Annotated in this window: 12 protein-coding genes; 3 read left to right on the top strand and 9 right to left on the bottom strand. The window is 61.5% G+C overall.

Annotation, left to right across the window (positions count from 1 at the left end):
- Positions 1–2 precede the first annotated feature (2 nt).
- Complete coding sequence (locus HJC00_RS07915; protein WP_210629972.1) at positions 3–434, bottom strand: GtrA family protein; 432 nt, start codon at positions 432–434, stop codon at positions 3–5.
- A 9-nt stretch (positions 435–443) separates the two neighbouring features.
- A complete protein-coding gene (locus tag HJC00_RS07910; protein WP_221163823.1) occupies positions 444–1,985 on the bottom strand; it encodes a UbiA family prenyltransferase in 1,542 nt (513 codons plus the stop codon).
- Positions 1,986–2,273: 288 nt separating this feature from the next.
- Between HJC00_RS07910 and HJC00_RS07905 the strand changes: the two genes are divergently transcribed.
- Both HJC00_RS07905 and HJC00_RS07900 read left to right on the top strand, forming a co-directional pair.
- A complete protein-coding gene (locus tag HJC00_RS07905) occupies positions 2,274–2,498 on the top strand; it encodes a hypothetical protein (RefSeq protein ID WP_259672206.1) in 225 nt (74 codons plus the stop codon).
- 315 nt (positions 2,499–2,813) lie between these two features.
- Entirely contained in the window at positions 2,814–4,586 is a 1,773-nt protein-coding gene (locus HJC00_RS07900) for an SLC13 family permease (protein ID WP_221163822.1), read from the top strand.
- 84 nt (positions 4,587–4,670) lie between these two features.
- On the opposite strand, the gene HJC00_RS07895 is transcribed toward HJC00_RS07900, so the two are convergent.
- From HJC00_RS07895 to HJC00_RS07870, 6 genes are all read right to left on the bottom strand, one after another.
- Positions 4,671–5,840: a M20 aminoacylase family protein gene (locus HJC00_RS07895; protein WP_221163821.1), complete on the bottom strand. Its 1,170-nt coding sequence runs from the start codon at positions 5,838–5,840 to the stop codon at positions 4,671–4,673.
- A gap of 92 nt (positions 5,841–5,932) precedes the next feature.
- Positions 5,933–7,438, bottom strand: coding sequence for a tripartite tricarboxylate transporter permease (locus HJC00_RS07890; protein WP_064804722.1), 1,506 nt, complete (start codon positions 7,436–7,438; stop codon positions 5,933–5,935).
- Between the two features lie 9 nt (positions 7,439–7,447).
- Entirely contained in the window at positions 7,448–7,909 is a 462-nt protein-coding gene (locus HJC00_RS07885; RefSeq protein WP_210629967.1) for a tripartite tricarboxylate transporter TctB family protein, read from the bottom strand.
- Positions 7,910–8,117: 208 nt separating this feature from the next.
- The gene (locus HJC00_RS07880; RefSeq protein WP_210629966.1) at positions 8,118–9,101 is read right to left on the bottom strand and encodes a tripartite tricarboxylate transporter substrate-binding protein; all 984 of its coding nucleotides are present in this window, start codon (positions 9,099–9,101) and stop codon (positions 8,118–8,120) included.
- A gap of 246 nt (positions 9,102–9,347) precedes the next feature.
- Positions 9,348–10,682 carry a sigma-54 dependent transcriptional regulator gene (locus HJC00_RS07875; RefSeq protein ID WP_210629965.1) on the bottom strand — a complete coding sequence of 445 codons (1,335 nt, stop codon included), beginning with the start codon at positions 10,680–10,682 and terminating at the stop codon, positions 9,348–9,350.
- Entirely contained in the window at positions 10,679–12,553 is a 1,875-nt protein-coding gene (locus tag HJC00_RS07870; RefSeq protein WP_259672205.1) for a sensor histidine kinase, read from the bottom strand. Before HJC00_RS07870 ends, HJC00_RS07875 begins: the two co-directional genes overlap by 4 nt.
- Positions 12,554–12,662: 109 nt before the next feature.
- On the opposite strand from HJC00_RS07870, the gene HJC00_RS07865 reads away from it, so the two are divergent.
- Positions 12,663–13,325 (top strand): sulfite oxidase-like oxidoreductase, encoded by a 663-nt coding sequence (locus tag HJC00_RS07865; RefSeq protein ID WP_221163820.1) that lies wholly within the window; start codon positions 12,663–12,665, stop codon positions 13,323–13,325.
- Here HJC00_RS07865 and HJC00_RS07860 read toward each other — a convergent pair.
- Positions 13,310–13,879: a hypothetical protein gene (locus HJC00_RS07860; RefSeq protein WP_259672204.1), complete on the bottom strand. Its 570-nt coding sequence runs from the start codon at positions 13,877–13,879 to the stop codon at positions 13,310–13,312. The genes HJC00_RS07865 and HJC00_RS07860 overlap by 16 nt on opposite strands.
- Between the last annotated feature and the right edge of the window lie 10 nt (positions 13,880–13,889).

Here is a 13,889-nt window from a genome sequence, read left to right as displayed (position 1 = left end):
TGTTACGCCTCCTCTGGTTTGAAGACGAATTTCCGGTCCAACGCGTATTTGGAAATATAGCCGATCGCCAAGCCGAGCGCTCCGCCGGTGTATTTTGCGAGCTCCGTCTTCCACACCGTCCAAAAAGTAATTTCAAACCCCCAGAATATGAGCGTCGTCAGAACACTGAACAGGCCGTAAAGCGCCACCTTGAGCATCTCGTCGCCGTGCGACGTGTAGCCGTCGAAGAATATCCATTTTTTGTCGAGGAGATATTTCAAGCCGAAGCCGGCAGCGGTCCCTGCGAGCATCGAAGGCATAAGGTTCGGCGACGGCGCCAGCTGCATGACAGTGGCCTGGACCGCGAAGTTGGCGGCGGTGGAGAGCATGGCGAAGGCGAGGTAGCGGGTTGCGAGGCCCGCGGAAGTGCTTCGCTCTGAGGACTGACGAGCCATTCGGCCACCTCACATTGCGGCAATGACAAGTACGCCGGCGACGCCGAGCGTGACGAGGCTGACCTTGTCCTTGATCGCGAAGACGACTGGATCGTCATGCATCTGTCCTCGGTGGGCGAGCATAAGGATGCGGGCAATCCAGCAGGCAAGGATCGGTCCGGCCAACCACAGCATGGCTGGCCTGGTGTAGATGTCTTGGGCACTGTCGCTTGCGGCATAGAGGGCAAATAACGTCAGCGCGTTCATTCCCGCTCCAGCTGCCAGGGCGCCCACCATCCCAATATCCGCCTTCCTGTAGTCGCGGCTCTTGGAATCCGGCAGGTGCGCGGCGCGGCGTGAAATGAGCTCGGTGTATCGCTTCACCAAAGCGAGCGAGAGAAACCAGCTCATCATGAAGGCAAGCAGCCAGGGAGATGGCCACACCGAGACGGCGGCAGCGCCGCCGATCACCCGCGTGGTGTATAGAGAGGCGAGAGCCACCACGTCCAGGATCATCTTCCGCTTGAGGAAGAACGAGTAGGCGGTGGTCAAGGCGAAATAACCCGCGAGTACGAGCACGAAGACGGGCGACACCATGGCGGCCACCGTAAGCGACAGCAAAAGCAGGATCGGGATTGCCAACAGAGCGTGCAACAGCGGGATCTCGCCACAGGCAAGCGGTCTGCGGCATTTGGTTTTATGACGGCGGTCGTCCTGCAGATCGACCAAGTCGTTCAGGAGATAAACGCCCGAGGCACAAAGCGAAAAAGCCGCCAGAGCCAGGCCGGCATTCGTAAGGCTATGGAGGTCAAAGAGTTGATTTGTCAGTAGCGGGATAAAAACCAACCCGTTCTTGACGTATTGATGCACCCGCAACGAGCGCGTCCAAATCCGCCATGTCGGTCTGTCGTGACTAAGGTGCTCGACGTTGTCGCATTGGCGCGAAAGCTCTCGAGCAACTGCCGCCGATGTCCTTATGGCATAGGACTTTGCGGCGTGGCGCCAGACTGACAAGTCGGCTGGGTCATTGCCGATATAGTCGAAGCCCCCCTCCCCGAAGGCGGCGACGAGCTTTGCCGCCTTCGCCTCGCCGACACAGTTCATCGTCTCGTTCGTTGCAAACCAGCCGGCGAAAAGGCCAAGGTGGTCGGCAACCGTGCAAACCAGGCGTTCGTGGGTTGCAGAAGCGAGGTAAACCGATCGTCCCTCCTCCCGTGCGGCCTTGATGACGTTCAGCACTTCCGCGTCATAGGGAAGAATAGCCGGGTCGAAATCCGCTGGTTGAGAAAGGCGGTGCTTCAGACACGCTTTTCCGGCGGACAGCGAACTGACGAAATCGACGATGGAAAGGGGCCGACGGCTAAGCTCCGAGAAGACAGTTTCGATCAGCAGGTCCGATCGAACGAGGGTGCCGTCGAGATCAACCACTAACGGGCGGGGCGACAGCGGTCTTTGCAGGACCGGTGGACTGTCCACCGGCAATGCCGCGGGTCCAGGTTGAGGCCACCCGTCCTCCTCGGCTCTCGGCAGAAAATCTCTTCGCAGCTGGAATTCATGGTGCAGCTCGTTCAAAGGATTTCCCTTATGCTTCGAGACCGTGAAAGCCCGCCGAACCACGGCTAAGCAGTTTGGTTCCATCACCAAAATGGGTGAGGTGCTGACGCCTGGGGAAGATTATCAAAGGTTGAGTTTTTCAGCGCAGACTCAGAACCTTCACGGAGAAATTGCGCCCTCGCCGCGCCCTGCCGTCGAGGTCGTGTTCGCGTCCGGCAAATTTTCACGCGTTGTACAAAATCGGATGACACGCTGAGGCGGGAACAAAGCGAGGATGCGCCGGTTCGAAGGACCGTAAAGATTAGAATGAGTGTCGTGATGAATCTGGCTCTGCTTTTCGGTGCGTTGACATTGACATGTTGGATGATGGGAGGAGCTGTTGCAGTGCTGGGCACTGCCGAGCACCCTCGTCATCACCTGCACCAACTCAGCGAATTCGTTTCGTTGGGCTTCAACGTTTTTGGGTATCGCATGTGCGATCGCGATGATTGCGGTCGTGATCGCCGCCTGATCTGCATTGTTATGCTCTGATCTGGTCAAAGCTCACAGCTGCAGCATGACATCCTTACATATCGCAAGTCTGTCAGCTCGCTGCACGGTCGATGCGTCGCAGCGTGTCTTCGGCGCCGGTCGAAGGCGAGATTTCAGCCATCATCCTTGGAGAGCTCAGGGGTGGGATGATGCAACTTCATGCTGCAGGTCTGTCGAGGCTACCGCAGATGCTGGATCCGGAGGTTCGAAGTCCCTGAAGTGTGGTGCCGAGGAACTTGCGCAACGTTACAGCGTTTCTGAATATCGTCTTCCGCTCGGTTGTCGGCGACACCCCAGCCTCGTTTCCAGGTCGGCATGACAACACAACAGATAATCGCATTTTCTGTTATCGCTCTCATGATGGCAGTCTTTATATGGGATCGCTTCCGCTATGATGTTGTCGCGTGTTGTGCGCTTGTATTGGCAGTCGGGACCGGCATTGTGCCACCGGAAAAAGCGTTCTCCGGGTTTTCGGATGACATCGTCATCATCGTTGGCAGCGCGCTGGTCGTCAGCGCGGGCGTAGCGCGCTCCGGCATTGTGGATTCGGCCATTAAGAGATTTTTCCCGAATCTGAACACGCTTTACACGCAGCTTGCGCTCTTGATGATTGCGGTGGCGATGCTTTCTGCTTTCATCAAAAATATCGGCGCGCTTGCCATCATGATGCCGGTCGCCTTCAAGTTCGCGAAAAAATCCGGTGCCTCTCCCTCAAAATACCTGATGCCGATGTCATTTGCTGCTCTACTTGGCGGATTGATGACGCAGATCGGCACCTCACCCAATATCGTCGTGTCGCGGCTGCGGGAGGAGATGACAGGAGCCTCCTTCACCATGTTCGACTTCACGCCTATGGGCGGTGTTCTTACGGTTGTCGGCATCACCTTTCTCTTGTTCTTCCACTGGTTGGTGCCAAGTCGCACCAAGCAGAACAGCTCGATCGAGGATGCGATCGAAATCAAGAATTACACCAGCGAAGTCGCGATCACGGCCCAGTCAACACTGCTTGAGCAGGCATTGAGTGACCTCCTGAATCTCGGTGATGGTGAGGTCATAGCCACCGCCGTACTGCGTGGCGGTACCCGAATGGCTCCGTTCCCCGATCTCACGCTCCGCTCTGACGACATTGTCCTGCTGGAAGGTCCTTCGGCAGCGATGGACCGGATTGTGTCCCAGGGGAAGTTGAAGCTTTCCGGCAAGCCTCTGGCAGAAGGCGGCCACCCGGAGGCGGACATCATTTCGCTTGAGGCAATCGTTAGTCAGGGATCCTCCCTCGCTGGCCTTTCCGCCAAAGAATTGGCGCTTTCCTATACGCGCGGGGTCAACCTTTTGGCGATTAGCCGGCGCGGTGAACGCCTCAAGGAACGGCTGGGAAGCTTGACCATCAGCACCGGTGATGTGCTCCTTCTGCAAGGCAGCCGGGGAAGCCTGACTGCCCTTCTGCAGGATTTCGGCCTGCTGCCACTCGCCCAGCGAGAGGTGTTGCTCGGCACCCGCCGCCGCGCCTTCATTCCGCTTCTTATCCTGGCGCTCGCGATGGCAACGACCGCGGCCGGTCTCGCGCCGGTTCCGGTGGCCTTCTTCGCAGCCGCCCTGGGCATGGTCGTTTTTCGAGCTGTTCCACTCGCGGATGTCTATAAATCGGTTGATGGACCGATCCTGGTGATGCTCGCGGCCCTTATTCCCGTCTCGGACTCCTTGCGCACCTCCGGCGGCAGCGATTTGATTGCCGGCTGGCTGAGTGGGGCGGCGATGAATCTGCCGGCATGGGGTGCGCTCGGCCTGATTTTGGTGACCGCCATGGCCGTTACGCCCTTCCTCAACAACGCCGCGACGGTCCTTGTCATGGCGCCGATCGCCGCCAGCTTTGCAACGGGTCTAGGCTTCAGACCGGAAGCCTTCCTGATGGCGGTAGCCATTGGCGCGGGTTGCGATTTCCTCACGCCTGTCGGCCATCAATGCAACACGCTCGTCTTCGGTCCCGGCGGTTACAAGTTTTCCGATTATCCGCGTCTCGGCTTGCCGCTGTCGGCGTTGATTATTCTCGTTAGCGTGCCAGCGCTGCTATTTGTCTGGCCCGTCAACTAGTGTGGAACGACGTCTCACTTCCGGAAAGTCGTGCATCACTGCCACAGCGCCGCAAAACGGTGAAAACGGACCAATGGGCATCGCTCAAACCTTCAACTCCCCCTCCACCAACGCCACCCAGTAAGCCGCCCCGTATCCAAGCGCCCCATCGTTAAAATCATAAGTCGTGTTGTGGTGTAGCGCGCCGTCAACCGCCGGTCCGTTGCCCAGCCAGACATAACAGCCCGGCGCGTTCTGCGCGAAGAAGGCAAAGTCATCTCCAGCCGTCGACGGCGGAAAACTCCTCCGCACGTTTTCAGCAAAGACGGTGCCGGCGGCGGCAAGCGCCCGTGATGTGGCATCCGCATCATTAACGACAGGCGGTATCCGCCGCTCAAAATGATAGTCGGCCGATACGCCATACATCGCAGCCGTCCCACTCGCCAACCGGGCGATCTCGGTCTCCAGCTGGTCGCGCACCTCAGGCGAATAGGCCCGTGCCGTTCCGCCGATCTCCACAATATCGGGAATGACGTTCAACGCCTTCGCATCGCCCGCCTGCAGGAAGCAGGCGCTGACGACCGCCGGCTGCAGCGGGTCGACAACACGGCCGACGATCGTTTGCAGCGATGACAGGAAAGTACCGGCTGCCGTGATCGGATCGCGGCCGAGATGCGGCTTGGCGCCGTGCGTGCCGACGCCGCGAAAGGTGATGCGCCAGCTGTCGGAGGAGGCGAGCTGCGGTCCCTCGACGACGGCGATCTCGTCGACCGCAAGCCCCGGCATATTGTGCAGGCCATAGACGGCATCGCAGGGGAAAAGCCGGAAGAGCCCCTCCTCGACCATGCGCTTCGCCCCGCCGCGGCCCTCTTCGGCCGGCTGGAAGATGAAATGCACGGTGCCGGAAAAATTCAGCGTCGCCGCCAGATGCCGCGCGGCGCCAAGCAGCATTGCCGTATGGCCGTCATGGCCGCAGGCATGCATCTTTCCCGGTACGGTCGATTTATAGGGCCGCTCCGCCATCTCAGGCATGGCGAGCGCATCCATATCGGCTCTCAACCCGATCCTGCGCGTGCCGTTGCCGACTTGCAGGGTGCCGACCACGCCGGTGCCGGCAAGCCCGCGATGCACGGCGATGCCGGCCTCCTCGAGAAGCTTTGCGGCGATACCGGCGGTGCGCTCCTCCTCGAAACCGAGTTCCGGATGCGCGTGCAGATCGCGGCGCAAGGCGGTGAGGAACGGCAGATCGTCTTTGATCCGGGCAGGAATGCTCATGGGCCTGGATATCCCTCCATGTGAAACGGGCGCCCGAACGGCGCCCGCGTCAGATCATTCGTTGTTCATCAAACAACTCGCGAGTTCAACCCTCAAGCTTCTTCGACGAACACCTCCTCGCGCTTCTTCCTGACGCTCGGCAGGAAGACGACGATCAGTACGGCGACCGCGATTGCCAGAAGCGTGGCGCTGATCGGCCGCGTGATGAAGGTGCTGGGGTCACCGCGCGACAGGATCATGGCGCGTCTGAGGTTCTCTTCCAGCAGCGGCCCGAGCACGAAACCGAGCAGCAGCGGCGCCGGCTCGCAGCGCAGCTTTGCCAGCACGTAGCCGATGAGGCCGAAGAAGGCGACGGCATAGAGGTCGTAGACGTTGGAATTGACGCTGTAGACCCCGATCGAGCAGAAGGCCATGATGATGGGGAAGAGTACGTAATAAGGCACCGTCAAAAGCTTCACCCAGAGCCCGATCAGCGGCAGGTTGAGGATGACGAGCATCAGATTGCCGATCCACATCGAGGCGATGATGCCCCAGAACAGCGCCGGCTGCTCGGTGGCGACGTTCGGGCCCGGCACGATGCCCTGGATGATCATCGCGCCGATCATCAGAGCCATGACGGGATTGGCCGGAATACCGAGCGTCAGCAGCGGAATGAATGAGGTCTGCGCTCCGGCATTATTGGCCGATTCCGGCCCTGCGACGCCGGCGACCGCGCCTTGGCCGAATTCCTTCGGCGTCTTCGACAAGCGCTTTTCCACCGTATAGGAGGCGAAGGAAGCGAGGATCGCCCCACCACCGGGCAGGATGCCGAGCGCCGAACCGATCGCGGTGCCGCGGATGATGGGCGCAATCATCTCCTTGAATTCCTGGCGCGAAGGCAAGAGACCCGATACCTTGGCCATCAGCACCGTGCGTGTCGACTCTCCCTCGAGATTGCGCAGGATTTCAGCGACGCCGAAGACGCCGACGGCGAGCGCCACGAAATTCAGGCCGTCCGCATATTCACGGATTCCGAGCGTGAAACGCGGCGTGCCGGTATAGATATCGGTGCCGACAAGGCCGAGCAGCAGCCCGAGCGCCACCATCGCCAGCGCCTTGACGACCGAGCCGTGCGCCAGCGCGATCGAGGAAACGAGGCCGACGATCATCAACGAGAAATATTCAGCCGATCCGAATTGCAGTGCGATGTCGGTCAGCGGCGGCGCGAAGACCGCAACGAGAAAGGTCGAGACCGTTCCGGCGAAGAACGAGCCGAGGGCCGCGATCGCCAGCGCCGCCCCCGCCCTGCCCTTGCGCGCCATCTGGTAGCCGTCGATCGCGGTGACGGCAGAGGAGGATTCGCCCGGCATGTTGATGAGGATCGCCGTTGTCGAGCCGCCATATTGCGCGCCATAATAGATGCCGGCGAGCATGATGAGCGAGGAGACCGGCTCGAGCTGGAAGGTGATCGGCAAGAGCATGGCGATCGTCGCCGTGGCGCCGATGCCGGGCAGCACGCCGATCAGCGTGCCGAGCAGCACGCCGATCAGGCAGAAGAGAAGATTGTCGAACGTTGCCGCCGTCGCAAAGCCGAGCGCGAGATTGCTGAAAAGATCCACCATCGCCTCCTAGAACCGGACCCAGGGGCCGAAGCGTTCGAACGGCAGTCCGAGCCCATAGCTGAAGACGGCGACCGAAAAGATTGTCAGCAGCAGCGACAGGATGACCGCGAATACCAGGTTCATCTTGCGCGACGCAAAGCAGGCGATGAAGGCTGTGAAGAACAGCGCCGGCGCAAATCCAAGCCCGCGCACCGTCAATCCGAAGAAGACGGGAGCCGGCAGAATGAAGAGCATGCCGCGCCAGGCGAAGGGATCGACCGGCTCCCCCTCCACACGCAGCGCCTGAAAGAAGATGATCGCGCCGAGAAGTATCAGTGCGCAGGCAAGGATAAACGGGAAATAACCGGGACCCATCCGCAAAGCCGTACCCAGGTCGAGCCCGACCGACTGATAGGCAAAGAAAGTGCCGGTCGCGACGAAAAGCGCGCCGCAGATCGCATTGGTGCTATCGAGACTGATGGATTTCATAGTGTCTCCTGGAGTTGGAGATGGTTCACGTGACGCGCTGCTGCCGCGATTGCCGCTCATCCGCCTGCCGGCACCTTCTCCCCGCTTGCGGGGAGAAGGGAACATGCCGCAAGCCTCTCGCCTTTTCCGCAATTGCTCAGGGCAGGTCCCCTCTCCCCGTTTTCGGGGAGAGGGTTATGATGAGGGGCTATTCCTGGCACATCCCTCACTAGTCCGCGTATTCCCCGGCGGCCTCGATCACCGGCTTCCAGCGGGCGATTTCGCTTTCGAGCTTGGCTTTCAAAGCAGCAGGCGTTGCATCTGCATCGGAGGACGGCGCCGTGCCGAGTTCGGCGAAGCGGGCGCCGACATTCGGATCCTTCAGCGCCAGCTGCAGCGACTTCGACAGGCGTTCGTTAATCGCGGCCGGCGTACCCTTCGGCGTGTAGATGCCGTGCCAGATGCCGACTTCGAAGCCCGGCAGGCCAGCTTCGACAGCCGTCGGTACATCCTTCAGCACGTCGAGGCGCTTCGGCGAAGTCACCGCATAGGCCTTGATCGTGCCGCCCTTAATCTGTTTCGTGGTGTTGGTGGTCTGGTCGCACATAATATCAACCTGGCCGCCGAGCAGATCCGTCATCGCCGGGCCGGTTCCTTTGTAAGGAACGGTCGTGAGCTGCGTCTGGATGGCGCTCATGAACATCATGCCGCAGAGATGCGAAGCCGCACCGATACCGGCATTGGCGACGGTGACCTTGTCCTTGTTGGCCTTGACGTAATCGATCAGGCCCTTGAGATCGGTCGGCTCGAAATCCTTGCGCGCGACAATCGTCATCGGCACCTCGGTGACAAGGCCGACATACTCGAAGGCGCCGAGCGTGTCGTAGGCGAGCTTGCGATAGAGCGTGGCGCTTGTCGCCATGCCGATATGGTGCAAAAGAATGGTGTAGCCATCGGGGTCAGCGTTCGCCACCCGGCCGGCGCCGAGCGTGCCGCCGGCACCGCCGACATTTTCGACGACGATCTGCTGACCGAGATCCTTCGACATCGATTCAGCCACCAGCCGCGCGACGGTATCGGTCGGGCCGCCCGCCGCAAAGGGGACGACCATGGTGATGGTGCGCTCGGGATAGGTCTGCGCCGATGCGACACCGGCGAGAAGAGAAACCGCGGCAGCCGCGGTCAGGCCGAGCACGGCCTTCAGGATTTTCATCGTTTCCTCCCTGATGAAACAGCAAGCCCGCCGACACATCCTCCGCGCCGGGGATGACCTATTTGCCGCCGGGAGAAATCGAGCCGCAATCACTACCGTCGCTTCCGCAAGATGATTCTGCGGCAGTGCAATGCAGCATGGGTCGATTTGGAAACAAACGGCATGGGTGATGGGTGGATTTCCACCCAACGCGCAACGTTCCAGGGCTGCGGCACCGTTGCCCCGGAGAATCACCGGAACCCGAACTCAGCTTTCGGTGGTCAGTATCCGCTTATCGAGGCCGTATTTTTGCATCTTTTCGTACAGGGTCTTGCGGGAGATGCCGAGGGATTCATAAACCGGCCTGAGGCTGCCGCCATGCGCCACCAGCGCGCTGGCGATAATCCCTCGCTCGAATTCGGCAACCCGCTCCGCAAGCCCGGTTGCCTCCTCGGTCTGCCGTCCACCATTGTCGAGCCCAAGGACCAGACGGTCGGCGGCATTCCTCAACTCACGCACATTGCCGGGCCAGTCGCGCTGGGCGATGTCGGAGATCACCTCCGGCAGCACGGCCACCTCGTCGCGGCCGTAGCGGGCGGCCGCTTCCCGCACCAGCTGCAGGAAGAGCAGCGGAACGTCTGCCCGCCGCTGCGATAGCGACGGCACATGCAGCGTTGCGACGTTCAGTCGGTAGAGGAGATCGGCGCGGAAGCGGCCAGCGGCTACCTCCGCCTCCAGATCCACCTTGCTCGTCGCGATGAAGCGCACGTCGAGCGGCACGACCTCGTTCGATCCGAGCCTGGAGATCACCCGCTCCTGCAACACCCGCAGGAACTTCGCCTGCAGGTCGAAGGGCATCGAGCCGATCTCGTCGAGCAGGATGGTGCCGCCGCGCCCATGTTCGAACTTGCCGTAACGCGGCCTGACAGCGCCGGGAAAGGCGCCGGCCTCATGGCCGAAGAGCTCGCTCTCGATCAGGTTCGCCGGCAGGGCGGCACAATTGATCGCAATGAACGGCCGGCTCGCCCGGGCGCTGATATCGTGAAGTGCACGCGCCACGACCTCCTTGCCCGCCCCGGTCTCGCCGACGATGAGCGTATCGGCATCGCTGGCGCCGATTGCGCGGATGCGGTAGCGCAGATCCACCATTACCTGGGTGCGCCCCGGCAGCCGCGCCTCGATATCGTCGCGTTTGCCGGCGACCGCCTTCAGCAGCCGGTTCTCAAGCACGAGACCGCGCCGCTCCATCGCCCGGCGAATGACGCCGGCGAGCATTTCAGTCGTGAACGGCTTCTCGATGAAATCATAGGCGCCTTCACGCATCGCCTTGACCGCTAGCTGTACATCGCCGTGGCCGGTGACGAGGATAACGGGCACCTCCTGATCGATTTCACGAATCTTCTGCATCAAAGTCATGCCGTCCATGCCGGGCATGCGGATATCGCTGACGACGACGCCGGGAAAACTGTAGCCGATCAGTTCCAGCACATGATCGCCGCTCGAAAAAGTTTCGACGCTGAAGCCGGAGAGCTCCAGCGCCTGCGCCGTCGAGCGGCGCAGTTCCTCCTCGTCGTCGACAAGCAGGATCTTGGCTTCGTTCATTCGGCTGCCTCCGGCATCAGCCCAGCCGCCGATTGCAGCTCGACGCGGAACACCGCGCCCCCTTCAGGATGATTGGCGGCAGTCAGGCTGCCGCCGAAATCCTTGATGATATTGTAGGAGATCGAAAGCCCGAGGCCGAGCCCCTTGCCCACACCCTTGGTCGTGAAGAAGGGGTCGAAGATGCGCTCGGCGATTGCCGCCGGCACCCCGGGTCCGTGATCGCGCACCGTCAGCACCACCTTGCCGGCCGCCTCGAAGGCCGAAACCTCGATGCGCCTGTCATCCAGTCCTTCAACCGCATCGGCCGCATTGGAGATCACATTCACCAGCACCTGCTGCAGCCGTACCGAACCGGCGCGCACCACCGGCGGCCGCGTTCCGAGATCGAGCCGGAGTTCGGCGTCCGCCGCCTTCAGCCGCCAGGCGATGATCTCCAGCGTGTCGCGCATCGCCTCGTCGAGGGGGACCGGCCCGAGCTTCTCATTCGGTTTGCGGGCGAAGTTGCGCAGGTGCCGGCTGATCGAGGCCATGCGGTCGATCAGCCCGCCGATCCGCCTTATATTGTCGCGCGCCTCCTCCGTTCGCCCTCGATCGATCAGAACGGCAGCGCTGTCCGTATAGGTCTTGGCGGCGGCGAGCGGCTGATTGAATTCATGCGAAAGGGCAGCCGACATCTGCCCGAGCCCGGCGAGTTTGCCCGCCTGGATGAGATCGGCCTGGGTCTGGCGAAGCTGCTGCTCGGTCAACCGCCGCTCGGCGATCTCCTCCTCGATGCGGCTGTTGACGCGGGCAAGATCCGCCGTGCGCTCCTCCACCCGCCGCTCCAGCTCGCCCCGCGCTTCGGCCTGCATCAACATGCGCTCGGCAAGCCGCGCCCGCCGCTGGCGAATGACCGCCACAGCAAGGCCTGCGATGCAAAGGATGAGAAAGACGGCGACAAGCGCGGTGCGCGCCTGGGCGCGGATGGAACTCGTCTCCATCAGCACGTTCACCGTCCAGTCCTCGGCCGGCATATAATGCGACAGCACCAGATACTCGCTTGCGCCCCGATCGCTCGCAAGCGTCATCAGATCATGCGGCTCGAAGCGATGACGCGTCACCGGCAGCGCCGTCAGCTTCGCATTGGCATAGCGCCGCGACGCCTCGGTGCGGGCGATACGGTCGGCCGTCAGCGGCAGGATCGCGCCATAGAGCCATTCCGGGCTGCCGGACATGAAGATGATGCCCTCGGGATCGGAGACGAAGATCTTGTATTCGCCGCCGCTCCAGGAGGATTCGATCATGTCGATATCGACCTTGAAGACGATGACACCGCGAATATCCGCGCCGACCCTGATCGGGGCAGAGAAATAGTAGCCGCGCTTTAGCGATGTGGTGCCGAGAGCATAAAACCGCGCCTGCCGGCCTTCGATCGCCTCCTGGAAATAAGGCCGGTAATTGAAATTCTGGCCGACGAAGCTCCCCGGTCCATCGTAATTGCTCGCCGCGATCGTCTCCCCGTCCGGCTTCACCACATAGATGTCGGAAGATTTTAAGAGCCCGTTGATCTCCTTGAGATAGAGATTGGCCGCATCACGCAGTGCCATGTCGTCGGGCGCGCTGACCAGTTCCTTGATATCGTCGTGATCGGCGATCAGCGCCGGCAGCGCCTCGTAGCGGTTGAGGTGGCCGCTGAGCGCCGAGACGGCAAGGCGTAGCGCCGTTCCCGCCTGAGCGGCAGCCTCCTCCATATAGGCGCGCGTCGCAATCGCGCTTCCATAGGTGAAGAAGGCGAAGATGACGAGCGGCACCAGCAGCAGCGCCGCGGTAGCACGATATCTCGAAGACAGATCCGGCTCCTCCCTTTCTGCCTTCACTCCCCAGCAAGGCATGCCCGACGGCTCAGTCTAATGAGGCAAGCGAAGATTTCCAAGAGCTCGCCGAAACTTGACACTCGGCAGGGACGGATGTCCTATTGCTGCACCGCAAGGAGACCCGTTCATGAGCGACGACCAGACGCCCGCCGACAGCAAGCTCACAAACTCCAAGCGCCGCTGGGCATCCGAGGGCAAGTTCCTGACCGGCCGCATCAGCCGTCCCGAGGCCGAGCGCCTGCCGCCCGGCCAGCACCTCGTCAAGAACTGGCCGGTGCTCGATCTCGGCCAGCAACCGGTCATTTCAACCGGGAGCTGGCGGCTTGAAGTACGCGGCCTGGTCGAAACGACACTCACCCTCACCTGGACGGAATTCCAGGCGATCGAGCAGAGCACCAGGATCAGCGACATCCACTGCGTCACCACCTGGTCGCGCTACGATAACAAATGGAACGGCGTTTCGACGCGGGATCTGCTCGATCGCGCCATGCCGAGGCCGGAAGCAGCCTACGTGATGCTGACGAGCTACGACGGCTACACCACCAATCTGCCGCTCGCCGATTTCGCCGCCGAGGGTGCGATCCTGGCGACCTCCTGGGAAGGCCTGCCGCTGACACCGGAGCACGGAGGCCCGTTGCGGCTCGTCGTGCCGCATCTCTATTTCTGGAAGAGCGCCAAATGGCTGCGCCGCATCGAGTTAATCGCCGCCGACGAGGCCGGCTTCTGGGAAAAGAACGGCTACCATATGTATGGCGATCCGTGGCGCGAGCAGCGCTATTCCGACGACTGAGCCTTCGGCCGCGAGACGCGACGAAGCGCGAGAACGGCCAGACCGAACAGAGCGGCCAACCCCGTCAGTGACGCCATGCTGGCAGGATGAAGCGGCACCTTGCTCCAGCTCGGCTTGATAATATCGGCGGTGTTGAAAGCCTCACCGCTGAACTGGCAGGTGATGAAGGCAAGTCCGCGGCCCGCCATGTCGGCGTCGATGGCCGAGATGATTTCGCCCGCCGCGGTTGCCTCTCGCGGCATCTCACGCATCGCCATCAGCACGGCTTTCGTCGCCGCGAGATAGGCATGGGCGCATTCGTTGAAAGGGCTTTCCTCGTCCGTCACGCTGCCCGGCATCCGGCCCCAGAAGCAATAGGAATACTGGATTTCCGAGTAGTTCAGGACACGCCGGAACGATTCGTTTGTATCGGCCGCCCGCGACGCCAGCATGCTGATGCTGCTGCGATACTCCGAAATGACCGCCATCTCGCCGTGAGAAATTGCCGGAATATCGAGCCCGGGATGAGAGCCGCCAGAGCTGCTCCCATGGGCGAGGGCATTTCCGATAAACATTGGCAACAGG

This window comes from Rhizobium sp. NLR22b (assembly GCF_019685295.1).
Taxonomy (GTDB): Bacteria; Pseudomonadota; Alphaproteobacteria; order Rhizobiales; family Rhizobiaceae; genus Rhizobium.
This window is presented reverse-complemented; position numbering and strand designations above follow the sequence as displayed.